This is a genomic window from Planococcus sp. ISL-110 (assembly GCF_018613575.1).
Classification (GTDB): Bacteria; Bacillota; Bacilli; order Bacillales_A; family Planococcaceae; genus Planococcus.
On sequence record NZ_JAGGPX010000005.1, the window covers coordinates 71,374 to 96,263 of the forward strand.

At 46.5% G+C, this 24,890-nt stretch carries 17 protein-coding genes and 1 other RNA gene; 14 read left to right on the forward strand and 4 right to left on the reverse strand.

The window, feature by feature from the left end; genetic code table 11:
- A partial coding sequence (locus J7I83_RS02770) for a PBP1A family penicillin-binding protein (protein ID WP_251047402.1) occupies positions 1 to 2,469 on the reverse strand: 2,469 nt, incomplete at its 3' end.
- Between the two features lie 34 nt (positions 2,470 to 2,503).
- Entirely contained in the window at positions 2,504 to 3,115 is a 612-nt protein-coding gene (gene recU, locus J7I83_RS02775) for a Holliday junction resolvase RecU (RefSeq protein WP_215099164.1), read from the reverse strand.
- Between the two features lie 380 nt (positions 3,116 to 3,495).
- Here recU and J7I83_RS02780 point away from each other — a divergent pair, with 380 nt between their 5' ends.
- From J7I83_RS02780 to J7I83_RS02830, 11 genes are all read left to right on the forward strand, one after another.
- Entirely contained in the window at positions 3,496 to 3,864 is a 369-nt protein-coding gene (locus tag J7I83_RS02780; RefSeq protein ID WP_215099165.1) for a YppE family protein, read from the forward strand.
- A complete protein-coding gene (locus tag J7I83_RS02785) occupies positions 3,857 to 6,127 on the forward strand; it encodes a DEAD/DEAH box helicase (protein WP_251047403.1) in 2,271 nt (756 codons plus the stop codon). Before J7I83_RS02780 ends, J7I83_RS02785 begins: the two co-directional genes overlap by 8 nt.
- 6 nt (positions 6,128 to 6,133) lie before the next feature.
- Positions 6,134 to 7,381, forward strand: a complete 1,248-nt coding sequence (locus tag J7I83_RS02790; RefSeq protein WP_215099166.1) for a ribonuclease H-like domain-containing protein — start codon at positions 6,134 to 6,136, stop codon at positions 7,379 to 7,381.
- 65 nt (positions 7,382 to 7,446) lie between these two features.
- Positions 7,447 to 7,740 carry a cell division regulator GpsB gene (gpsB, locus tag J7I83_RS02795; protein ID WP_006829902.1) on the forward strand — a complete coding sequence of 98 codons (294 nt, stop codon included), beginning with the start codon at positions 7,447 to 7,449 and terminating at the stop codon, positions 7,738 to 7,740.
- A 48-nt stretch (positions 7,741 to 7,788) separates the two neighbouring features.
- Positions 7,789 to 8,168, forward strand: an RNA gene (rnpB, locus tag J7I83_RS02800) — RNase P RNA component class B.
- A 502-nt stretch (positions 8,169 to 8,670) separates the two neighbouring features.
- Positions 8,671 to 9,807, forward strand: a complete 1,137-nt coding sequence (locus tag J7I83_RS02805) for a THUMP domain-containing class I SAM-dependent RNA methyltransferase (RefSeq protein ID WP_215099167.1) — start codon at positions 8,671 to 8,673, stop codon at positions 9,805 to 9,807.
- A gap of 49 nt (positions 9,808 to 9,856) precedes the next feature.
- Entirely contained in the window at positions 9,857 to 11,764 is a 1,908-nt protein-coding gene (locus tag J7I83_RS02810) for an ATP-dependent DNA helicase (protein ID WP_215099168.1), read from the forward strand.
- A gap of 53 nt (positions 11,765 to 11,817) precedes the next feature.
- Positions 11,818 to 13,323 carry a carboxypeptidase M32 gene (locus J7I83_RS02815; RefSeq protein ID WP_215099169.1) on the forward strand — a complete coding sequence of 502 codons (1,506 nt, stop codon included), beginning with the start codon at positions 11,818 to 11,820 and terminating at the stop codon, positions 13,321 to 13,323.
- A 300-nt stretch (positions 13,324 to 13,623) separates the two neighbouring features.
- Positions 13,624 to 14,382, forward strand: coding sequence for an SDR family NAD(P)-dependent oxidoreductase (locus J7I83_RS02820; RefSeq protein ID WP_215099170.1), 759 nt, complete (start codon positions 13,624 to 13,626; stop codon positions 14,380 to 14,382).
- A 97-nt stretch (positions 14,383 to 14,479) separates the two neighbouring features.
- Positions 14,480 to 18,061, forward strand: coding sequence for a dynamin family protein (locus tag J7I83_RS02825; protein ID WP_215099171.1), 3,582 nt, complete (start codon positions 14,480 to 14,482; stop codon positions 18,059 to 18,061).
- A 3-nt stretch (positions 18,062 to 18,064) separates the two neighbouring features.
- Positions 18,065 to 18,994 carry a sulfurtransferase gene (locus tag J7I83_RS02830; protein WP_215099172.1) on the forward strand — a complete coding sequence of 310 codons (930 nt, stop codon included), beginning with the start codon at positions 18,065 to 18,067 and terminating at the stop codon, positions 18,992 to 18,994.
- Positions 18,995 to 19,031: 37 nt separating this feature from the next.
- Here J7I83_RS02830 and J7I83_RS02835 read toward each other — a convergent pair whose 3' ends face one another.
- Positions 19,032 to 20,348: a hemolysin family protein gene (locus J7I83_RS02835; RefSeq protein ID WP_215099173.1), complete on the reverse strand. Its 1,317-nt coding sequence runs from the start codon at positions 20,346 to 20,348 to the stop codon at positions 19,032 to 19,034.
- Between the two features lie 170 nt (positions 20,349 to 20,518).
- Between J7I83_RS02835 and J7I83_RS02840 the strand changes: the two genes are divergently transcribed.
- Genes J7I83_RS02840 through J7I83_RS02850 form a run of 3 tightly spaced genes read left to right on the forward strand, consistent with a single transcriptional unit; the run spans position 20,519 to position 23,050 of the window.
- Positions 20,519 to 22,096 carry an amidohydrolase gene (locus J7I83_RS02840; RefSeq protein WP_215099174.1) on the forward strand — a complete coding sequence of 526 codons (1,578 nt, stop codon included), beginning with the start codon at positions 20,519 to 20,521 and terminating at the stop codon, positions 22,094 to 22,096.
- Positions 22,093 to 22,839 carry an SDR family NAD(P)-dependent oxidoreductase gene (locus J7I83_RS02845; RefSeq protein WP_251047404.1) on the forward strand — a complete coding sequence of 249 codons (747 nt, stop codon included), beginning with the start codon at positions 22,093 to 22,095 and terminating at the stop codon, positions 22,837 to 22,839. The genes J7I83_RS02840 and J7I83_RS02845 overlap by 4 nt, the downstream gene beginning before the upstream one ends.
- A gap of 1 nt (position 22,840) precedes the next feature.
- Entirely contained in the window at positions 22,841 to 23,050 is a 210-nt protein-coding gene (locus J7I83_RS02850; RefSeq protein WP_215099175.1) for a hypothetical protein, read from the forward strand.
- Positions 23,051 to 23,459: 409 nt separating this feature from the next.
- Here J7I83_RS02850 and J7I83_RS02855 read toward each other — a convergent pair whose 3' ends face one another.
- Entirely contained in the window at positions 23,460 to 24,506 is a 1,047-nt protein-coding gene (locus J7I83_RS02855) for a hemolysin family protein (protein WP_215099176.1), read from the reverse strand.
- Positions 24,507 to 24,890: the final 384 nt, after the last annotated feature.

A 24,890-nucleotide genomic window follows, 5' to 3' on the forward strand; every position in this document is an offset into this window, starting at 1 on the left:
AGCTGGCTCTTCTTCAGCTGGTTCTTCTTCAGCTGGTTCTTCTTCAGCTGGTTCTTCTTCAACTGGTTCTTCTTCAGCTGGCTCTTCTTCCGGTTCCTCAGGGGCTGCAGCAACTTCTACCACTGTAGAGGCTGGATCGCTTCGTTGTGTGCTGTTAACCGCTACTACGCGGAAGGTATAGCTTTTTCCTTCTTCAAGTCCGTTAAAGGTATAGGATTTGCTAGATGAGGTGTTGAGCACTGTGCTGGAGCCATCAACTGCAACAGATACTTCAAAGGATACATCATCGTCACCATAGTTCCACGACAGCTGAGCTGAATCACCTTGGACATTTGCACGTAATCCGCTTGGTGTATTCAGGTCTTCAACCACATAGCGCTGTGAAACTGAATTTGGTTCAGTGCCACGGGCAAACAGTTCCGAGCTTCTCATGCCATAAGGTGTAAAGGCACTGGCCAGTTTCAATGGGTCAGAGCCCACTTCAACAACTTGCTCGGTTACTGATTCTGGCTGTTCAAAACGAGCCGTTTCAGGAGATGAAATTTCCGACATGACATTTTTGAACAAACGCTGAGACAACAGACGCTCATCAGAATCTGTGTCAATCGGTGTTTTTCGGTCAGGATAACCGCTCCAAACTGAAATGGAATAATCCGTTGTATAGCCGGCAAACCAAACATCCAGCGCGGAGCTGGCGTCCAGTCCAAATTCTTCTAGCTTTTCAACAGAGTAGTTGGTAGTCCCGGTTTTGCCGGCCATGTCCAATCCATTGATGGCGACTTCTTTGCCGGTAGAGCCAGGCACATTCAAGTCTACAACGTCTCTAAGCATATCTGTGACCATATAAGCGGTGCTGTCTTTCATTGCCTGAACGGGTTCGGGTTCAACAACCTGCTCAGTCGAACCGTCACGGAAGACAATTTTTTTGATGGTATGCGGTTTATTGAATTCACCTTGGTTTCCGAATGCAGCATAAGCACCTGCCATTTGGACTGTAGAAAAATTAGCAGCTCCTAAAGCTGTAGATTCGAAAATGTCTTCCATTTCGAGTCCGACATTCTTCATGAATTCGCCTGCATTTTCTGTACCGACCTCTTGCAGTACTTTCACTGCAGGAATGTTGCGTGATCGATAAAGCGCTTCTCGGATGGTCATGGTCCCAAGAAATTGACCATCGACATTGCGGATTTCCTGGTCATTGTCTTCATAGGAATAAGGCTCATCCACAACTGTCTGGCCAGTGGACCAACCCAGATATTCGATGGCTGGACCATAATCCAATAATGGTTTAATGGTTGATCCGACAGCCCGGTCTGTAGCTGTTGCATAATTATGCCGGACATCGCCGGTATATTCACGTGCTGCACCGACTGCGCTGATCCCGCCAGTTTTGGTGTTTACGACGGTCATGGCAGATTGAACTTGATCATCAAAAAACAAATCAGAAGCCATTGCTTCGTTTACTTTCGTTTGGACGTAAGGCTCTAAAGTAGTATAAATCGTCAAACCCTCATCCAGCGAGTAATCGCCTTCCAATGTTTCAAGCTCATCTTCTAGCATTTCCATGAAGGCGGTATATTCCGCGTTTGGTGTTTGCTCTTGGCGTTCGCCTTCAGCTACCAATGAATCGGCCACAGGCAATTCTTGTGCCTGTTCTTTTTCTTCAGTGCTGATTTTTTCATGCTGATCCATTAGGCTCAAAACGATATTGCGGCGTTCTTCTGCACGTTCCGGATTTTTGAACGGGTTATAGCCGTTCGGACTCTGTGGCATTCCTGCAAGCAAGGCCGCTTCAGAAAGAGTCAGCTCACCTAATGGTTTGCCATAGAAATATTCTGAGGCTGTGCCGAACCCGTAAATGTTTCCGGACATCAGTATCTTGTTGAAATACATCTCGAAGATTTCCTCTTTTTCATATTCCTGCTCCAACTTGAATGCCAGGTAAGCTTCCTGTGCTTTTCGTTTTAAGGTCTTGTCATTGGTCAAAAATGAATTTTTGATGACCTGCTGGGTGATGGTGCTGGCTCCCTGTGAGCCGAAGCCACCGGTGATATTGGCGATGACTGCACCACCCAGACGGATAACATCGATTCCGGAGTGTTCATAGAAGCGGTTATCCTCCGTCGCTAAAATAGCGTCTTCCATGACTTTCGGAATATCGTCGTAATTGACATATTCCCGGTTTTCTGCGGTGATATAAGGGATTTCCGTTTCACCATCTGCTGCATAGAAAGTCGGACTGATTGGGTCGCGAAGCAGCTCTTCGTCGATTTCCGGTGCGCTGCTTGCATAGAAGGCAAACAGGGAGGCTCCGAAAACAAATACTGCTATACCTATGGCCACCAGTGCCAGCAGGATGCGTTTAATCCATGTTACTGCAGGGGATTTTTTTTTCTTTTTGTTATTGGTCTTCTTTTGGCGTTCAATTGCTTTTCGGCGTTCTTCACGCGAAATTTGCTTATCGCTCAAGATTGGTTCCTCACTTTCATATATATGATGATGCTTAAAGCTTGTTCAAAAGAGGCAAATAATCGATGCGTGGAAATGCTCCAGGTGTTATTTCAAAAGAAGTTTCTTCAATCTCCTGCAAAGTAACCGATTTTCTTCCGCCTGTCATCATTCGGTTCCAAAATACTTCGAGTTCTCCATAAGACATGATGAAATAGCGTTGCCAGGAAGAAAATCGGATGATCATGAACGCCATTCCATTTTGCTTGACCACTTGGGACATATGATGAATCTGATGATCGTGAATATTCTTCAAAGGAAAGGAGGTTTTACTTTCCGTTTCTTTGGCTTCAAAGTCGATGTATCGCCCGTTCCAGACGCCATTATAATCTGTCGTCGAAGGAGCCTGGAAATAAGCCTCCCGAACTACAGCGGCACTTCTGGAAGGATACTCCACTTTGACGATCTGGAGAGGTACTGGCTTCTTATGGATGACCGCCAATCCCAACTGCAGATAATAGTCATTGGTTTCATTCAACTCGTCTTCTAATGTCTTGCCACGGTTACTGAAGGAAAAATCCTTCTTCTTTTTGGGGGCCGTTTGTTCTTTGGCAGGTTTGTCTTTTGAAGGAATGAATTTTTTCCCGTTCGGATAATTGATTGCCATTGTGATACACCTCGCTTACTTTATCATATCACAAGCTTTTAGACGACTGATATGATGAAAGGTTTCAACAATTTAAGTGGAACGAATGACGTCTCCGTGTCGTTGTTCCATAAAATAGCTCCTGAAAAATTGTTTCTGCATCACTGCGCCCAGTTCATTTTACGCTAGCCACAACCTTCCTGTGTTTGTATCCTTAAGCTGGGAAAACTTGTGCATCTTATTTATACTTCCCTAAAAGCCAAGCTGCAAATCCATCTCCTGTATATTCTCTAATAATAGCGGATTTCTTCGCCCGTTCCAACTAGAAAGAATGTCTGTTCGATAAAAGTCGTGCGGGTTTGGGGAATATGATAAACTAATGGCAATGGAGGGGTTGCAAAATGACAGTCAGAGAACTCTCTTCTGCATTATACGACGAATGCGGAAAATGCCTGGACCGCTTTTATGAAATGCGTGAAACGGACGCGGTCCCTGATTTTTATGAAGACGTTAAACCATATGCCGATCACTGGCACGGAAAAATAAATGAATGGCAAAAAGAATCATTGCTGTATATCCAGCAGGAACGGCCGAAGTATGTCCACAAGCCAACAATTGATACAGCGGCAGAAGGCATGACACAGTTTTTTGTTCAAAGCTTCTATAAGGAAACCAGCAAGAAGCGCTTTATCCAGACAATCCAAGCGGCCCAATACACGCTGCAGACATTTATACTGGCCATCGATGAAAAGAGTGCCAAGCATGATTAAGCGAAAAAAACTGCCTGAGTTGATGAATGAATGGAAGACAGAGCCGGACATGATGGAACGGATTGTCCATTGGCATACGAGACAGGAAAAAGCTGCTCAATACGCTGACTTTCCACCAGAGATGCATGACAGCCTGAAGGCAGCTTTACGGAAAAAGGGAATCGAGCAATTGTATACCCATCAGCGCGAAGCATTCGATTTAGCCGCAGCTGGTAAATCATTTACCGCTGTCACTCCGACAGCATCAGGCAAATCCTATTGCTATCATTTGCCTGTGCTCCACAAAATTTTAAATGATCCGGGCGCACGCGCTTTGTACTTATTTCCGACAAAAGCACTGGCGCAGGATCAGAAAAGCGATCTACATGATTTGATTGAGAAGACGGAAGAGGCAATTTTATCCTATACGTATGACGGAGACACTTCACCGGCAATCCGGACCAAGGTGCGCAAAGCAGGGCAAATTGTCATGACCAATCCGGACATGCTGCATTCCGCCATTTTGCCGCACCACACAAAATGGGTCTCTCTTTTTGAGAACCTTCATTATATAGTCATCGATGAACTGCATACGTATAAAGGCATATTCGGAACACATGTAGCGCATGTCATCCGCAGGCTGAAACGGATCTGTGAATTTTATGGCAGCAACCCGGTTTTCATCTGTACTTCTGCCACCATTGCCAACCCGAAAGAGCTGGCGGAAAACTTGACCAACAGCACGCATAAGCTGATTGACCAAAACGGTGCGCCTTCCGGCAAAAAACATATCGTCTTCTACAATCCGCCGATTATCCATCCGACTTTCGGCGTCCGCAGAAGCGCGATACTGGAAGTCCGCGACCTTGCCACGCATCTGATCAAAAATGGTATCCAGACGATTGTTTTTGCCAAGAGCCGGGTACGCGTCGAAATGCTGGTGACCTACCTGCAGGCCATCACCAAGATGAAACTGCAGGATGAATCGATCAAAGGCTACCGGGGAGGCTATTTGCCGACGGAGCGCCGAGCTATTGAAAAGGGCCTTCGTGATGGATCAATCAAATGTGTGGTGTCCACCAATGCGCTGGAACTTGGCGTCGATATCGGCCAGCTTCAGGCATGCATCATGACGGGCTATCCCGGCAATATCGCCAGCGCCTGGCAGCAAGCAGGACGTGCAGGCCGCCGCCAGGATGAATCCCTGGTGATTTATGTGGCTCAATCGACTGCATTGGATCAATACATCATCAACCATCCGGAATATTTGCTGGACCAGTCGCCGGAAGAAGCGCGCATCCATCCGGAAAACATTATTATCCTGATGGATCATTTAAAATGTGCATCTTTTGAGCTGCCGTTCAGAATCGACGATCAATACGGGGAATTTGAAGTTCAGGACCTGCTCCAGTATCTGCAAGAAGAAGGGGTGCTTGTGCGGACGTCGGACCGCTGGCATTGGATGAGCGATCGTTTTCCAGCACATGATATTTCCCTTCGTTCCGCTTCACAGGAAAATGTCGTCATCATCGACCAATCGGTTCCTGCCGACACACGAGTTATCGGGGAAATGGACCGTTTTAGTGCCATGACGCTGTTGCATGAAGAAGCAATCTATCTGCATCAAGGCACACAGTTTCAAGTGGAGATTCTGGACTGGGAAGAAAAAAAAGCCTATGTCAGAGAAGTCGACGTCGATTATTTCACCGATGCCAATTTGGCGGTGGAATTAAAAGTGATGAGCGAAGACAAAGACAAGAAAATGAACGGTTCGGAAGTTTTCTATGGCGATATCGCTGTACTTGCCATGCCGACTATTTTCAAAAAAATCCGTTTTGATTCGCATGACAACATCGGCTCAGGACCGATTACGCTGCCGGCAGAAGAGCTTCATACCTCGTCTACTTGGTTGAGCTTTACGAAGCCGGAAGATTTTTCGGAAGCGGAATTGTCCGATACGATGATCGGTGCAGCTTACGCCATCGAATCGTTCATTCCGGTGTTCGTCCAATGCGACCGACGGGATGTCCACGTCGTGCCTCAGGTGAAATCTCCGCATAATGACATGCCATCGTTTTTTATACACGATTCCTACCCGGGGGGCATTGGCATCAGCGAGCGGATCTATGACCTGTGGCGTCCTTTGCTTGATAAAGCGCAGCAGCACGTCTCAGAATGCCCATGCCTGGATGGATGTCCATCATGCATCGGCGCACAGGATGCCGCTATCAGCATGAAGAGCCATGTCATCCGGCTATTGGATGAGCTTCGCAAAGAGAGGTGAAGACGGATGTCGTTTGAAAACAAACTACTCCAGATGAAAGGCATGCTGAAAAAACAGCCGGCCAAAAAACAGCCGGCAAAAGCGGCAGAACGGCCACTGCACGAAGACAAATGGAATAGGATCGGGCTGGAGCTCGTTGAGAATAAGTTCGGCTATGTATTCCGGAAAAAAATCATCTATCCGTTCGATACCCAGCATGGATCGGTCGTGTTAAACGAGCTGGACCCCGTGCTGAAGGCGTGGGAGAGTACCGATTTCGACCACCCCTTCAAGCTCAAAGAACAGGATCCACTGGTTTTTTTTGACACAGAAACGACGGGACTCAGCGGAACCGGGGCCTATATCTTTTTAATCGGGCTGTTGGTCAAGCGGAGCGACCATTTTGAGATGATGCAATACATCATGCCGGAACCTTCCCACGAAGCGGCGTTTCTATATGAAACCGGTTTGTGGAAAACGGATGATCCAATCATCTTTTCCTATAACGGCAAAAGCTTCGACTGGCCGCAGCTGACGTCCCGCTGGACCATGCACCGGCAAATCCTGCCGAAGTTGCCGGTGCCGCGCCAAATCGATTTGTTCCACGGCACCAAGCGGATTTGGAAAAATGAACTGGCACGGATGAAGCTCAGCACCATTGAAGAAGAAAAGCTTGGTTTTATGCGGCAAGGGGATGTGCCAGGCTATTTGATCCCGGCCATCTATCTGGATGCCGTGAAGAGCGGTTTTCCAGACGGACTAGCAAAGGTCCTGTATCACAATGAGCTGGACATCTTGTCGCTAGTATCACTGTATGTACTGTCATCCAATCTGCTTATGGAGGATATGGAGTCGGAAACGAGCGGCGCCTATACAAATATCGGGAAATGGTATGCAGATTTAAAGCAGTTCGACCAAAGTGCAGCATATCTCGAACATGTTACGATTGAAAGAGGCGCTTCTTCTGCGTTGGCTCGTTATTTGCTGGCCATTCAAAAAAAAAGAGCCGGCCACCACGAAGAAGCCGTCAAATTGTTCAAAGAGGCAGCACCGCACTTACGCGGCAGCATTGAAGTGGAAGCATGGATCCACGCTGCTAAACTTTACGAGCATCAACTGCGCGATCTGGACCAGGCAGTGACCATGGCCGGGTTTGCGAAAGAAGCAAGTGAGCATACGAAAGTGCGCCATTCACTCATTACAGATATCCGCAAAAGGCAGGCACGCCTGGCAGAGAAAAAGCGAAAAAAACACCCGGAAGTTACCGAGAACTAAACACGAAAAATCCACCTTATGCTATACTTAGCGTAAGGTAGTTTTTTTATGGAAGGACGATTGGAATGGACAATAAATTTACATCTAAGGATATATTGGAAAAAGATTTCAAAACAGCGATGCGTGGTTACAATCAAGACGAAGTAGACCATTTTCTGGATGAAGTCATACAGGATTATGAGGCTTTCGCGAAACGGATCGAGCAGCTTGAAAATGAAAACAAACGCTTGCGTATGGAATTGGAAGACACTCCAAGAAAACAGGCGACACCGGCTCCAGGAACGACGAACTTCGATATTCTGCGCCGCTTGTCCCATCTTGAGAACCATGTATTCGGCAACAAACTGGACAATAACTAAAACGATTGTTTTATTGTGCCGAATGACGTATACTTATAAAGCCATTTGAAATTCTGGCAATCGCTCCGGCATTTATGCTGGAGAGGAAAGTCCATGCTCGCACGGCTCTGAGATGACCGTAGTGATCGCGCTCAGTGAAACAATAAGCTGGGGCAGCTAGCAATAGCTGACGGCGGGTAGAACGCCTAAGTCTTCGGATATGGCCGAAATACCCTGAAGGTGCCACAGTGACGGAGCTGTATAAGAAATTATGCAGGTGGAACGAGGTAAACCCCGTGAGCGAGAAACCCAAATTATGGTAGGGGCACTTTTCTGAGGGAAATGAACCGATGAAGAGGCAGGCGCAAGCTTGCAGATAGATGGTTGCTGTCCACTAGTACGAGGTGCAAACCGCTTGAGTACGTGGAAACAAAACATGGCTTATAGAATTTCACATGGTCTTAAAATGCTTATCAAAGGCTCCCCTTTTGGGGGAGCTTTTCTTCATATTATGAGACAAACTTTTAAGCAGGTCCTGTTAAATCCTATTAATTTAACGGAATGCCTGTAGTGAGATATGATGTAATTAGATATTAACTTTTCTATAACCGCTTCGGACGCTTTGGGCATGGCTCCCGCAAGAAGCCAGGAAAACCACTTGGCTTCTTGCTTCGCCCAGCCCGTGGAGGTGCCGGCGCTAAGCAATTGATTAACCAACATGATAATTTATTTTTCACTTATTAGTATTTGTATGCCTCTTAGTAGAAAGAGCAGAAGGCGGCGACTCCAGCGGGATAGCGAGACAGCCGAGACCCCGCAGGGAGCGAAGCGACTGAGGAGGCTTGGCGCTCGCCCGCAGGAAAGCGTCCGCCTGGCGCGATTTTTTCTTACGATTGATAAAAAAACAAACACCGAAATCTGAAATAGTGAACAACTGGAGAGGGAGTCGTTATGACAACATTTAAATTGCTCGCAACAGCCGCGATGGGCCTAGAGTCCATTGTAGCCAACGAAGTAAAAGAACTTGGGTACGAAACAGAGACAGAAAACGGTAAAGTGTTTTTTGAAGGAAATGAACGCGATATCGCCAAAACGAACCTGTGGCTGCGGACAGCTGACCGCGTCAAGATCATTGCCGGTGAATTCAATGCGTATACATTTGATGAACTGTTTGAACGCACGAAAGAAATCGAGTGGGAAAAATTCCTGCCGGTGGATGCTGAGTTCCCGGTACAAGGGAAATCGGTTAAATCGACTTTGCACAGTGTGCCAAACTGCCAGTCCATCGTCAAAAAAGCGATTGTTGAACGTTTGAAAAAAGCGTATCAGCTCAATTCATTCTTGGATGAAACGGGACCGCGCTTTAAAATAGAAGTTTCAATCCTGAAAGACAAAGTGCAATTATCTATTGATACAAGCGGAGCAGGGCTGCATAAACGCGGCTACCGTTTGGATCAGGGGGAAGCGCCTTTGAAGGAAACCTTGGCTGCGGCTTTGGTGAAATTATCAAGATGGACGCCTGACCGTCCATTCGTGGATCCATTTTGTGGTTCCGGGACCATCGCCATCGAAGCGGCGATGATCGGACAAAATCTGGCGCCCGGCTATAACCGCGATTTCGACAGCGAAGAATGGCCATGGATCGGCCAGGAAATTTGGGATGAAGTCCGTGAAGAAGCGGAAGAGTTGGCGAATTATGACCAGCCCCTTAATATTCTTGGAACAGACATCGACCACCGCATGCTGCAGATTGCGGAAGAAAATGCGCGGGAAGCCGGTTTTGGCGACCTGATCAAATTCGAGCAGCGCCAGGTCAAAGATTTCGCCACAACGGAAGAAAATGGCGTTGTTGTCGGTAACCCGCCATACGGAGAGCGTCTGGGCGAAATTGAAGTCATCGAAGAAATGATCGCTGACATGGGCCGTGTGTTTGCACAACACCCGACATGGTCTATTTATATGCTGTCATCCATGGGGCGTTTCGAAACCCTTTACGGACAGCCAGCAACGAAAAAACGCAAATTATTCAATGGGTTTATCCGCACGGATCTTTTCCAATTCTGGGGAGAACGTTCAAAAAATAAATGAGACGAAACGGAAGGGCAGCGGCTCTTCCGTTTCTCTGTGAGGAGAGTTTATGAGACAGCCACTACCATTTCCTTTAACAAAGGACAAAACTTTCTTTGAATCACTCAATGACTGGATCGGCGATGTATTTTACGATGAACTGCCTGAAAAAGGCTATGATCTGCGCGACGAACAAATTTTTATGTCTTTCCAAATCGAGCAGGCATTAAAACAAAAAGCGGTGCTTTTTGCAGAAGCAGGCGTGGGTACAGGGAAAACCATGGCATATTTGCTGCCGGCCATCGCTTATGCACGCTATACCGGCAAACCGGCGCTTATTTCATGCGCGGACGAGACTTTGATTGAGCAATTGGTCAAAAAAGGCGGAGATGTCGACCGGTTGAACGATCTTTTCGACTTGAATCTGGATGTGCGTTTAGCGAAATCGCGCGATCAGTATTTATGCCTTCAGCGCTTAGAAGGGGCAAAAAAGCGCAGCGATGCCGATTTTCTGGATGACATTGAATACAGCCTGCCGGAGTTCGTCAACAAAACCTACTCTATGCAAAACACTTATCCATACGGCGAGCGCTCAAGCTACCCGGAAGTCACGGATGAAGAGTGGCAGCAGGTCAATTACCACCCGATCCAAAACTGCAATGCCTGCGAACTGCGCAATAAATGCGGACAGACCATCCACCGCAACCACTATCGCCAAGCGACAGATTTGGTCATCTGTTCGCATGATTTCCTGATGGAGCATATTTGGACAAAAGAAACACGCAAACGCGAAGGCCAGACTCCACTGCTTCCTGAATTTTCTCAAATTGTACTCGATGAAGGCCATTTGCTGGAATTCGCAGCACAGCGTGCATTGACGTACGAAGTGCAGGAAAGCACACTTCAGGATGTCACAGAAAGCATCCTTTCCGATGGCATGCGTGAAAAAACTTTGAACATGATCGAGCAGACGATTGATCTACACAACGACTTTTTCCGCCTGTTGCGCATCCACACGGTTAAAAGCGATGAAGACCGGAAGGCAATCACTAAAGCTCCGGAATTGGTCCAAGTCGGTAAAATGCTGATTCGCCATATTGATCTGATGATGGAGGAATTCGTCTTTGAAGGCGAACTGTTCACCATTCCTGAATATGAATTGCGCCTGGCAGAAGAGTATTTTGAACAATACATCTTCTCGATGCGCTTGTTTGTGGAGGAAGGGGACGCAGTGACGTGGCTGGAAATAAAAGATGAAATCGAGACACTGGTTATCATGCCGCGCCTCGTTACTGATATTTTAGACGAAAAATTGTTTGATGGAAAAATTCCCATCATTTTTTCTTCAGCAACCCTGTCGATTCAAAAAGATTTTACTTATCTGTCAGACAGCCTTGGAATTGACAAATACCAGTCGTTTTCCGTGCCGTCGCCATTTGATTATGAGGATGTCATGAAAATATTCAAGCATCCGCTGGAACAGAACCAGAAGTTTGAACGTGTCTATGATTTGTTCAGCACTGGCGACCAGTCGCTGGTATTGTTCACTTCGAAGATGGAAATGGACAATTTCAAGAAGTCGCTGCCTTTGGAGCATCAATACACCATCGAATTCGAAGGGGATCGTGAGCTGTCGACGGTCGTTAAGGAATTCCAGGAAGGCAAGTTCCAGATTTTGTGTTCCTATCATCTATGGGAAGGATTGGATCTGCCCGGTGAAGCATTGACTAAAGTCATCATCGTCGATTTGCCGTTTCCGCCAAAAGATCCTGTTTTTGACGCCAAACGCAGGTTCAGCAACAACCCGCTGGAAGAAATCGATTTACCTTTCATGCAGTTGCGCATTCAGCAGGGAATCGGCCGTTTGATCCGTACGTCAAATGACTACGGCGAAATCCATCTATTGCTGAATGAAGATGAGTTGCGTGTGGAGCATCTATGGGAAAAAATTCTTCCGGTTGCTGCTGAAAATTTCTAAGTCGCCAGATTGCTTATGATACAATAGTCTCATCAACCATTGGAGGGATTTTTGTGTCACTCGAAAAGCAGTTTACCGAACATTTCAGCAAGATTAAAGGCTATGAAGAAGCAATTGCGTTATTGTACTGGGATTTGCGTACAGGTGCACCCAAAAAAGGCGTGGAACTGCGCTCTGAAAGCATCGGTACCTTGTCCGCAGAAGTATTCAATTTATCGACCTCAGACGAATTCGGCGAGTTGTTGTCTTCCTTGGAAGCAGAACAGGAAGCACTTGATCCTTATATCCGCCGATCTGTAGAAGAAGCGCGCAAAGAATACGATTTGAGTAAAAAAGTTCCTCCTGAAGAATACAAGAAATTCATCATTTTAAAATCCAAAGCGGAATCGGTCTGGGAAACCGCCAAGGAAGCTTCGGACTTTTCTATATTTCTGCCTTACTTGGAGGAGTTGGTCAGCAGCACGAAAAAGATGATCGGCTATTGGGGCGAGAAAAACGGCAGCCCTTATAATACATTGCTCGATCAGTATGAGCCTGGCATGACTACTGATATTCTTGATGGAGTGTTCGGCAAGCTGCGTGAACGCATTGTGCCGCTCGTCCAAAAAATTGCGGCTTCACCAAACAAACCCGAAACGGCGTTTTTGTATGAGAATTTCCCGAAAGAGGCGCAGCAGGATTTCAGCCGGCAGATGCTGGAGCAGCTGGGCTATGATTTCGAGGCAGGGCGACTGGATGAAACGGTTCACCCATTCATGATCTCGATCAATCGACAGGACATCCGTGTGACGACCAAATACGATGACGCCGATTTCCGTACGGCTGTCTTTGGCACCATCCATGAAGGCGGCCATGCCATGTACGAGCAAAACTTGGGCGAGCCATTGGCAGGTCTGCCGATTGAAACGGGTGCATCAATGGGCATCCATGAGTCACAATCCTTGTTTTGCGAGAACTTTATTGGCCGCAACGAGTATTTTTGGCAGCAGAACTATAATTTACTGAAGCAATACGCACCTAAGCAGTTTGCCGATGTCGAGCTGGCTGATTACGTCCGCGCAATCAATGAATCCAAACCTTCGCTGATCCGCATCGAAGCTGATGAACTGTCATATGCACTGCATATCATGGTGCGCTATGAGCTTGAAAAAGGACTGTTTGACGGAGATCTTCAAGTCAGTGATCTGCCGAAATTATGGAACGATAGATACGAAGAGTATTTGGGCGTCCGTCCATCAAATGATGCGGAAGGTGTGTTGCAGGATGTCCACTGGGCAGGCGCAAGCTTCGGCTACTTTCCATCATATGCACTGGGCTATATGTATGCTGCCCAGTTTAAGAGCGCTATGCTGAAGGAGTTGCCGAATTTCGATGAGCTTCTGGCGGAACGTGATATCCAGCCTATCCGTGAATGGCTGACCAGCAATATCCATCAATACGGAGCCTTCAAAAAGCCACTGGATATTTTGATGGATGTTACCGGAGAAGGTTTAAATCCGGATTATCTGGCTGATTATCTGGAAGAGAAATATGCGAAGATCTATCAACTGGATAAATGATTAAAAAGCCGCCGTGAATTTTCACGGTGGCTTTAGCTTGTGGATAAAAGAATATTGATGTCATTTAAAGAATGAATACGCACTTCAGCGTACTTATCGAGTCCTACGTTCCAGGCGGACGCTTTCTTATCTGCAGTCAAATTTTTTCTCGTAGTTTATTAAAAAAATAGAGGGAGTGGGCTGAGGAACGATTGCTTTTCGTTCCGGAGCCCGCGGAAAGCTTCGGAAAACCAGTGCTTTTCTTATTTTTAGGGCAAAAAATGAATAGTTTGATTATAATAAGAGAGGAGGCGATAAACGATGTTGAAATCATTTACTTTAGAAGGCAAGACAGCGATTGTTACGGGAGCCGGCAAGGGAATCGGCAAAGCGATTGCCATGGCGCTTGCAGAAGCAGGAGCCAATGTCATGCTGGTGTCGCGGACCGAATCGGATCTGCTGCAAACCAAGCAGGAAATCGGCAACAACCGCACGGCTTATGTGCTGGCGGATATTACAAAGCGCAGCGAGATTCAGGCTGCGGTGGAGAAAACCGTGCAGCATTTCGGCGCGATTGACATTCTGGTCAATAATGCCGGAATGAACATCCGCTCTTCCTTGACAGATGCAACCGATGCGGAATGGCATCAAATCATGGATACTAATGCACAAAGCGTCTTTATGTTTTCACAGGAAGCTGCGAAAAAGATGGAAAGCGGCAGCTCCATCATCAACATCAGTTCGGTAGGAGGCGATCGTGCTTTGAAGACGGGCGTGATTTATGCCGCTTCCAAAGCTGCAATCATTCAGATGACCAAGGTCATGGCGATGGAATGGGGACCGAAGAATATCCGCGTCAATGCAATCGGGCCGTGGTATTTCAAAACGCCTTTAACGGAAAAGATTTTAAGCGATCCGGAATACCTGGATTCCATACTGGCAGTGACGCCGATGAAGCGCGTCGGGGAATTGCCGGAAGTGGCTTCGCCGGTCGTATTTCTGGCTTCGGATGCGGCAAGCTATATCACCGGCCAGACTTTATTTGTTGACGGTGGCATGTCTATCCATGGATTTTCATAAGAAAAAAAACATCCTTTCCAAAATCGGGAAGGATGTTTTTCGTTCACCGATAAAAATGATATGATAGAGAGCAGTAAGCTGAGAAGGAGATTTCAAAATGACAGTTCTTGATCATAAAAAAGAATTACTTGAAACGGCACATCTTTACCGGATCTTCAAAGACAACGAAGACACCGAACGGGAAGCGAAAGCCCATTTATTTGCGAAGAAAATTTTGAAGAATAATTTCATTATCGGCTTTGCCGGCCATTTTTCATCTGGCAAGTCATCTATGATCAATGCACTGACAGGCGAGACCCTATTGCCTTCCAGCCCGATTCCGACCAGTGCCAATATCGTCAATGTCCAGAAAGCGGATACGGACTTCGCCATCGTCAACATGCGGAACGAAAAGCCGGTCTATTTTCCTGAAAACTACGATTTCAACGCCGTCAAGGAATTCTGTAAAAGCGGGGATGTTACGCAGATCGACATCGGGCACCAGGCTTCTGTCCTGCCGAAAGGCATTACTGTAATGGATACGCCCGGTGTCGATTCCACAGATGATGCCCATCGTATGTCGACAGAATCGGCTTTGCACGTGGCGGATATGGTCTTTTATGTCATGGACTACAACCATGTGCAATCCGAATTGAATTTCAATTTTACAAAAGAATTGCAGAAATACACCGAGCTTTACTTGATCGTCAATCAAATCGATAAGCACCAAAGCAGCGAAATGAGCTTTGCAGATTTCCAGCAGTCTGTCCACGATTCGTTTGCGGCATGGGGAGTCGTTCCAAAAGGCATCTTCTTTACCTCTTTAAAGGATTTTGATTTCCCAAGCAACGATTTTGAGCAGGTTAAAAGATTGGTTTCTTCAACCATGCAGGACTGGAAAGGCCACGTTGGCGAAGCTTCGGATTCTGCCCTTCACCAATTAAAGGACGAACACATCGAGTTTTTGGAAGATGAAAAAGCTGAGCGACTGCAGGCATTTTCAGAAGTCCTTGCTCCGCAGGAATGGGAAATGCGCGAAGACCTGAAAAACGAAAATGCCTTGGTGTCACGCAGAATGTCTGTGCAGGATTTCGAGAACTGGCAGGCCAAATTCGAGAAGAACCGCAAAGAATTGCTGGAAAACTCGAACATCATGCCCTACGAACTGCGCAGTGCCTTGACCAATTACCTGGAGTCGATTCAGCCGAATTTCAAAGTCGGCGTGCTGTTCAGCGGCAAAAAGACGGAAGAAGAACGGCAGAAAAGGCAGCAGGAAGTGGACGAGCGGCTGGAGTCGACGGTCTCTTCCCAAATCACCACCCATCTGAAAAAACTGATGAAATCTTCCTTGAAGGATGCCGGGCTATTGACCGACAGTGAATCCCTGGCGATTGATGATATGATTTTTAATGTTCCATTTTCTGTCGTAGAAGAACAAGTGCCAACCGGAGCTTCGATGACTGGTGATGCGGTACTGAATTTTGCCAACAGCATTTCGACGGCTGTGCAGCGCTGGTTTATCCGTGAAACGGATGGCTGGAAAAAAGCGCAGGAAGAAAAATTCGACGGTTTGACGGACGACGCCAGCACGGAAATAGACATGAAAGCACAAACCTTGTCCAAAAAAGTGCTGGCCATCCAGACACTTGAGGAAATGGACAGCAAAATCGATAAAGTCAAAAAATCATATTCAGCGATGCTGCCAAAGCAAAAAATAGCAGCCGAGAAAAAAGTAGATCAATGGCTGGAGGATTTTGAAGTTTCGATTGAAGAAATGACGGAATTCGATCCGTCGATGCTTGAAAAGTATGACCCGCAGCAGGAAGAACAACAGCAGCAGGCAGAATCGCTTGAAGTGGCATCATTCGACGAAATGGCGGTACTGAAACGTGCCAATCGAACTGCAGACGTGATTGCCCCGATCAAAGGTTTTGCTGAAACGGCCGCCTACTTAAAACGGAAAGCCGGCCGCTTGGAAGGACAGGAATTCACCATCGCGTTATTCGGTGCCTTCAGTGCAGGGAAATCATCGTTTTCTAATGCTTTGATGGGTGAAACGGTCCTGCCGGTGTCTCCGAATCCGACGACGGCGACCATCAACCGGATCCGTCCAGTCACAGAAAAGCATCCGCACGAAACTGCAGATGTGCGCTTGAAGACTCGTGCCCAGATGACGGAAGATGTCAAAAACTCTTTCCATATACTGGGGATTAAAGTTTCTTCATTGGAAGATGCCTATGCCAAGTCACTGAAATTGCCGGAAGATACCCCGACTGAACAGCAAGTCCATAAATCGTTCATTTCGGCTTTCAACAAAGGTTACCCAGTGTTCAAAGACCGTTTGGGCGAAACCCTTCGGACAGACCGTGAAGAATTTGGATTGTACGTAGCAAAAGAAGAAAAAAGCTGTTTTGTCGACGAAATCGACTTTTATTACGACTGTGAACTGACGCGTAATGGCGTGACGCTTGTCGATACGCCAGGAGCGGATTCAATTAATGCGCGGCATACCAATGTCGCCTTCGAGTATATCCGCAACGCTGATGCGATCCTGTTCATCACTTATTACAACCATGCGTTTGCACGGGCGGATCGGGAATTTCTTATTCAGCTCGGCCGTGTCAAGGACGCTTTTGAAATGGATAAGATGTTCTTTGTCGTCAATGCCATCGATTTGGCTAATGACGAACAGGAAAAAGACACGGTCGTCAGTTATGTAAAAGACGAATTGCAGCGGTTTGGCATCCGTTTCCCTCGGCTGTTCGGCGTTTCCAGCTTATTGGCCCTGCGTGACCCGGAACATTCCGGCATGCCGCAATTCGAGGAAGCCTTCCAGCATTTCCTTAAGGAAGAGCTGAAAGGCATGGCTGTTCAATCATTGGCGGAAGAAGAGCAAAAAACGGTGGACCGTTTCCGCAGCTTGATCGAACAGACAGAAAAGAATTTGTTGCGAAAAGACGAACGGTTGGAAGAGCTCAATCATCTCGAGCAGCAGCTGCGAATCCTGTTCGGTGCATCGATTGCCAAACTATTGGAGCGTGAAGCCCTCCAGGAATTGGATGAATTGCTGTATTACGTCAATCAGCGCGTGTTTTACCGCTTTAATGACTTCTTCAAGGAAGCATTTAATCCTTCGGTCTTTTCAAACAAATCCGCGCAGCAGGCTTTGGATACCGCTTTGCAGGATATGAACGAAATGACGGGCTTTGATTTCCAACAGGAATTGCGTGTCACCAATTTCCGGCTCGCCCAGTTTATTGAAAAGAAACTGGAATCGCGCTTTAAGGAAGATACGGCCAAGCTGATAGAACAGAATGCGGATTTTTCATTCACACCGTATGAAGTCCAGGAAGCAGTTTCGTTGGACATCACCAAACCGTTCACAGAGGCCGACTATTCCCCGGTCAAGTCATATTATAAGAACAATAAGAGCTTTTTCGAGAAAAATGAAAAAGAGAAGCTGCGTGATGCGTTGCAGACAATGATGGAACCGGATGCGCTGCACTATCTGGAACAAGAGAAGAAAGAGCTGGTCAATTGGGCGGAATTCTGGATCGAGCAGGAAGCAGAAGGCCTGCGCCAGCATATACTCCGCCAGGCGGTCGATCAGATTGATTCGGAGCGGACCTTGCTTCAGCAATCGGAAAGATTAGCACAATGGAAAGAGCTGTATTCAAACTTAATGGATGGAAGGGTGTAGACGATGTCAGTTTTTATTAAAACGACCGATACCGAAAACCACAGATGGATTGATGCACGATTCGATTTAAAGGATCCGTCGGCAGGCAGAAAACTGTACGGACAAGAGCATGTGGCAGGGGCCGTCTATTGGGACTTGGAAAAAGACCTGTCGGACATGTCGGCATCCCAAGGGCGGCATCCCATGCCGTCCAAGCAACAGCTGACTGAATTGGTCCGGGCAAGCGGCCTGGACGCGGACGACTCCATCGTTATTTACGACCAGGGTGGATCGCCTTATGCGGCACGCGCCTGGTGGCTGTTGAAATACGCGGGATTCGACAAGGTCCATATCAGCCAACAAGGTTTCAACCAGCTGAAGGAGCAGGGAATTGCAGTATCCACTGATGTGCCAAGCTTTCAACCAACTAAAGTTGAACCTGATTTTATCGAAGAGATTTTTGCCGATCAGTCTTATGTGAAAGATGTCATCAGTGGCGATGAGTTGGGAGTGCTGATTGATGCACGTTCGGCAGCACGTTATACAGGGTTGGAAGAACTGATTGATCCGGTGGCCGGACGCATTCCCGGAGCCCGAAATCTGGATTGGGCGCAATTCGTTTCCAAGGGCGAGTTCCAGCTGGGCGAAGACATTAGCCATATCGTTCAAAAGCAGGAACCGGCTGTGGTTTATTGCGGAAGTGGTGTCACAGCTGCCGCCTTGTATGCCATCCTGGAAGAAAAAGGCTACGATCAGCTGAAACTCTATATGGGCAGTTTCTCGGATTGGATCACAGACGCAGAAAACGTCGTCGAATTTGACCGGGGCGAGCACCCCGAAGCGGCGGATGATGAAACCAAAGAAATTTTGGCGAAATTAATCGAAGAAGGCTACTCAGGCGAAATGCTCATGAAGAAGTTTGAATACGAAAAATCACTATTGGAAGAAAAATAAAAAATCCCAGACAGCAAATTTGCTGTCTGGGATTTTTTTATGCAGTTTCAACCGGATCTGTATTGCGCGTTAACAGCACACGGATAATTTGGTGATTTTCCATTTCGCGCACTGTAATCAAGTGATTCGGCAATTCGACTGATTGGCCTTCGTTGATGTCGGTGTTCTTTAATTGAATCCAGCCGCCGATGGTGTCGACGTCTTCACTGTCATCAAAATCGATGGCAAAACGGTCTTCTAAATCTGACAACAGCACACGCCCATTCAATAAATAATTATTGATGTCGACAGCTTTGATCTCGTCGCGCTCGTCTTCGTCAAACTCATCACGGATTTCCCCGACGATTTCTTCTAAAATGTCTTCCATCGTGATGACTCCGGCAGTTCCGCCGTATTCATCGACCACGATCGCCATGTGGACATGTTCTTTCTGCATTTTCAACAGCACGTCCTGGATTGGCGCCATGTCATGGACAAAAGGGATGTTATGAACGACGATGCTGTCATTCAAATCCTGCTTGTACGTGTAATTGGTCAGCATTTCCTTGATGTTGATAAATCCAAGAATGTCATCTTTGTCTCCTTGTGCGGTGACAGGATAACGAGTGTACTGGTGTTCACGTACAATTTCCATCAATTCGTCATGGCTCATTTCAAGTGAAATGGTCTCCATTTGTGTCCGCGGCAGCATGATGTCCTTTGCCAGCCGTTCATCGAAAGAAAAAATGTTCTGCATATACGATAGTTCCGTTTGATTGATTTCACCGCTTTGGTAGCTTTGTGTCATGATAACTTTGAGCTCTTCTTCTGAATGGGCCTGCTCGTATTTAGCGGGCTCAATGCCGAATGCGCGGAGCAGCAATCGGGCAGATCCATTCAAAAGCCAGATGAACGGTGACAGAACGACTCCGAACAAATAAAGAGGGCGGGCAAAAATCAAGGCCATTTTCTCAGCATATTGAATTGCCAGCGTTTTAGGCGCAAGTTCGCCAATTACCACATGAAGGAACGTAATGACGGTGAATGCAATGATAAAGGAAAAGATCGATGCAGTCGGTTCTTCGATTCCAAAGTTTTCAAAAACCGGATGAAGGATTCGGCCCACAGTTGATTCACCCAGCCAACCAAGGCCAAGAGCGGTTACTGTAATTCCCAACTGGCACGCGGATAAATAATAATCCAGGTTGCTGGTGATTTTCTTCGTCAAAATGGCGTTTTTATTGCCTTCTGATACGAGTTGATCTATGCGGGACGTCCTGACACGGATAATCGAAAATTCCGATCCAACAAATAAAGCGGTCAGCCCGATTAAAAGAGCGACCAAAAACAAATTGAGAATGAGTATACTGTCCAATTCGTCCCTCCGACTAGGAGGGTTCACCTCTGCTTTCTATAAGTAAAAACAGTATAACATACATGCAGGCGCTTTTGCTTTGTACGTGAATCAAGGAAAGTTTCAGTCTAAACGTATTGAATGCGACGACGATTAAACTTATGATGAGAAGAGAGAAAAGGAGTGGTTTGATGAAAGTGTTATGGCATGGGGGAACAATTTATACGATGGCAACAGAAGGCGCTTCTGCAGAAGCGGTATTGGTGTCGGATGATCACATAGAGAAAATCGGAACATACGAGGAATTAAGCCAGGAAGCTGATACAGAAATCGATTTGCAGGGGAAAAGTATGTATCCAGGATTTGTCGATAGCCATATGCATATGATCGGCCACGGCGAAAAATTAATGCGCGTCGACTTGTCAAAAATCGAAAGCTCAGAGGAAATGCGCGAGCAATTGATCGAGTCAACAAAAGAACTGAACAAAGACGAATGGTTTATTGGGGAAGGCTGGAATGAAAACAACTTTGCCGACCGTAAAATATTCCATCGGGACGAGCTTGATGAAATCAGCCTATCGCCGATGATGCTGAAACGGGTTTGCCGCCATGCAATTTTGGCGAATTCCAGCGCTTTGGCGCTTGCCGGCATTACTAAAGACAGTCCGGATCCGGAAGGTGGAGTAATCGTCCGCGATGCAGATGGGGAGCCGACGGGCTACTTGTTGGACGCAGCACAAGACCTGGTCGCCAACCAGGTTCCTGAGGTCAGCGTCGAGTACTTGACACGTGCTCTGCAAAAATCAGTGGAAGATCTGCTATCACTTGGTTTGACAGGTGCACATACAGAGGACATGGGCTATTATGGCCATTATTCACGTCCATTGCAGGCCTTCAAGGACGTCATTGGCAAACAGGTGAAATTCCGTGCGCATCTGCTCAGAGCCCACAGTACATTTGAAGAAATGATGGAAAATGCTTCCTATGCGGAACCGTTTGTCGATCCAGGTCCGATGAAAATCTTTGCGGATGGTTCGATCGGCGGCCGTACGGCGTTGCTGAGCAAGCCTTACAATGATGATCCTTCAACTATCGGCGTCGCCATCCAATCAGACGAGGAATTCAAACGCCTGGTCTCTATTGCCCGGAAGCATGGAGAAGCCGTAGCGATTCACGTTATCGGCGACCTTGGTTTGGAAATGGCATTGGACGCCATTGAAGCGCACCCAGTTGCTGCAGGAAAGCGTGATCGTTTGATTCATGCGATGGTGGTTCGTGAAGACTTGGTGGCGCGGATGCAAAAGCTCGATGTGGCCTTGGATCTCCAGCCAAGCTTTGTGACCTCCGATTTCCCGTGGGTCGTGGAACGTCTAGGGGAAAGTCGTTTGGAATGGGCATATACCTGGAAAAAACTGCTTGACCATGGACTGATTTGCGCCGGAGGATCGGATGCGCCGATCGAAGAGGTGGACCCATGCCTTGGCATCTATGCTGCAGTCACGCGCAGAAAACCTTATGAAACACATGAAGGCTATCAGCCGGAAGAAAAATTGTCCCGCTACGAAGCCATTCAGCTTTACACAAGCGGCAGTGCAGCAGCTATCGGCAAAGAAGCGGAACGCGGTGTGATTCGCGAAGGATTGGACGCCGATTTCACGATTTTCGACCGGGATCTGTTTTCAGGAAATGAAGAACAGATTTTGGAAGCTCAGGTAGTCATGACGGTAGTGGCAGGAGAAATCATGTATCAAAGGGGCGGTCAGGAATGATGGCAAAACAAACCTACATCATCACCGGGGCATCCAAAGGAATCGGTTTTGAATGGAGCAGGCAGCTCAGCGATGCGGGACACATCGTCATTGGCCTCGCGCGCACCGAGCCGGAAAACTGGCCTGGAGTGGGCTTTCTGCCGTTCGATCTGACACGCCTGGACGCGATTGAAGACATTATTGCACAGGCGTTGAGGCTGATTCCAAAAGAAACAGAAACCATTGTTTTAGTGAATAACGCTGGAACGATCGAACCGATCGGACTTGCCCATACGAATGACGCGGCACAGGTCAGCCAAAGCATCGCCCTCAATTTGACTGCGCCGATGCTGCTATGCGCTGCTTTTATCAGACAGTTGGAAAAGAGTACGGCAGATAAGAAAATCGTCAATATTTCATCTGGAGCGGGCCGCAAAGTCTATGAAGGCTGGAGTGCTTATTGTGCAGGGAAAGCGGGGCTCGATCATTTCAGTTCTTGCCTGGATGCAGAAAATAAAAACGTCAAAGTGGTCTCTGTAGCGCCAGGAATCATCGATACGGGCATGCAGGAAAAAATTCGCCAAAGCGACGCAACAGATTTCCCAATGCTTGAAAAGTTCCTGGATTATAAGGAGAGCGGGTTGCTCAGCAGTCCGGAAGAAACAGCGCGTCTATTGATGGAAATGACCCAAAGAGCGGATTTCAAGAGACTGCCGACTATCCTGGACATCCGCAATTTACCGCAAGAAGAAGGGGGAGTTTGAATTGAGTAAAACACCGGAAAATATCCTAACAAAGCTGGCTGATGCCAACCAGGCGGGAATCGATATGAAAAGCCCAAAAGCTGTCGTTACGTTTATGCTGGCCCAAGGCGAAAAAGACTCTATCCTCTTTTTCTATAAGCCAGACAGCGTCGAATTCGATTTTGATAAATTCAACGGAGCTGTAGCGGAGATGAAAGAACGGAAAAACTGAATTTTCTACTATCATTTGTAAATATACGGTAGTTGGAGTGAACGTTCGTGAAATGTTTAGATACATTTCCGAACGTTTTTTGCATTTAAGTTGTTTTGAAAATGCACGTAATTGCGCCTAGAAGAAGTACTTAAAGTTGCATTTCAGTATTGAAAACTAAATACTGCACACTACATTCATTCCAATAAACTTATGTGTTGCCACGATTGGATTTAATGTGAAAAGCTCAAATTCACACCCGACTAATGAATGGGAAAGAAAGCTGTTTTTGAGAGTGAACTGAACCCCACATGGGTCACTCTAATCTTAAAAAAGTGTCTTATTTGGATTTTTACTTTGTTGTTAGATCCAGTTATTTTCGGGGCATCGTAAAGATAGACGATCAGGAAAGACTGCTGACAGCCGCTTCTCACTCCGATCGATCTTCACTTTTAATGTCGCCGACCAATTCTTCAATGAGATCCTCAAGTGTCACAAGTCCGGACGTGCCGCCAAATTCGTCAAGGACGATGGCCAAATGGACATTCTTTTTCTGCATTTCTATAAAAATTTCATCTATTTTTCTTTTCTCAAAAACAAAATGCGGTTTTCGTATAATCTTCTGAATATCAAAGCTGCCGGGATTGATTTTTTCCCTGTAGCGAAAAAGATCTTTTACGTTTAAAGTACCTACAATATGATCTGTGTTTCGCTCATAAACAGGAAATTTTGTATACGGGCATTCCTTCACGATATGTATGACGTTTTCAAGGCTCTCTTCAGTGGAAATGGCCGTCATATCAGTTCGGTGAACCATGATTTCTTCCACATTTTTGTCGTTGAATTCAAATACCCTGGTAATCATGAATTGTTCCATTTCCTCGATCGTGCCTCTTTCTTTGCCGGCATCCAGCATCAATCGAATTTCTTCTTCTATCTCTCCGGGATCTTCTTCGGCCGGATCGATACCAAACATGCGGATTACGGTGTTTGTCGACCAAGATAGAAATTTCACGAAAGGGTTTGTGAGTTTTGCCAAAAAGTGCAAAGGATTGATGGCCAGTAAGGAAATTGTCTCAGCTTTCTGAAGAGCCAGCCGTTTGGGGACAAGTTCTCCAAAAACAAGCGTGAAGTAAGAGAGAATAAGTGTGACAATAACAAGAGAGGCTACCTGGGCTAGTTGAGGGGAAACGGGCATTTCAGTTTGCTGGACATAAAGAGACAGTTCATCAGCGAAGCTGTCTGCTGCAAAAGCACTGGCTAAGAATCCAGCAAGAGTGATGCCAATCTGAATGGTGGCCAAAAACTGGCTGGGCTCTGATAACATCTGATGTATCCATTGTGCTTTTTTATGGCCCTCGTCTGCCATTTTTTTTATTTTGTGATCGTTTAAGGAAATTAGGGCAATCTCAGAAGCAGCAAAGAAGGCATTGAGCAGTATCAGAAATGCCAGTATTCCTAATTCTAATCCCATCATCTATACACCCCCGACTCAATTTTAATAAGAAAGAAATAGTGAAGCACAATCACTAAAGAAATAGGAAATCCTGCTAATGAAATACCAATTCCGGTTGCCAAGAATTGTATCAAGTATAGAGGAGATCACGCCAAAATGGCTTAAGATATCAGTGCCGGCGCGTCTATGAGCTTATCGTGCGAGCTTATGGCCGAAGCAGTAGATGAAATGATAGTTTTTCGGTTCAATTTATATAATTTGAAAAATCTGTCTATTTAGTTCAACTTACATAGTTTTCTATTCTCTGTAAAGGTATTTTCTGTTCTCCAGCAGAAATCGATGGAAAGGATAGGGCTGCAACAGCTTAGCCTAACAACAAATAACACTGTTTTCACATATGGGTAG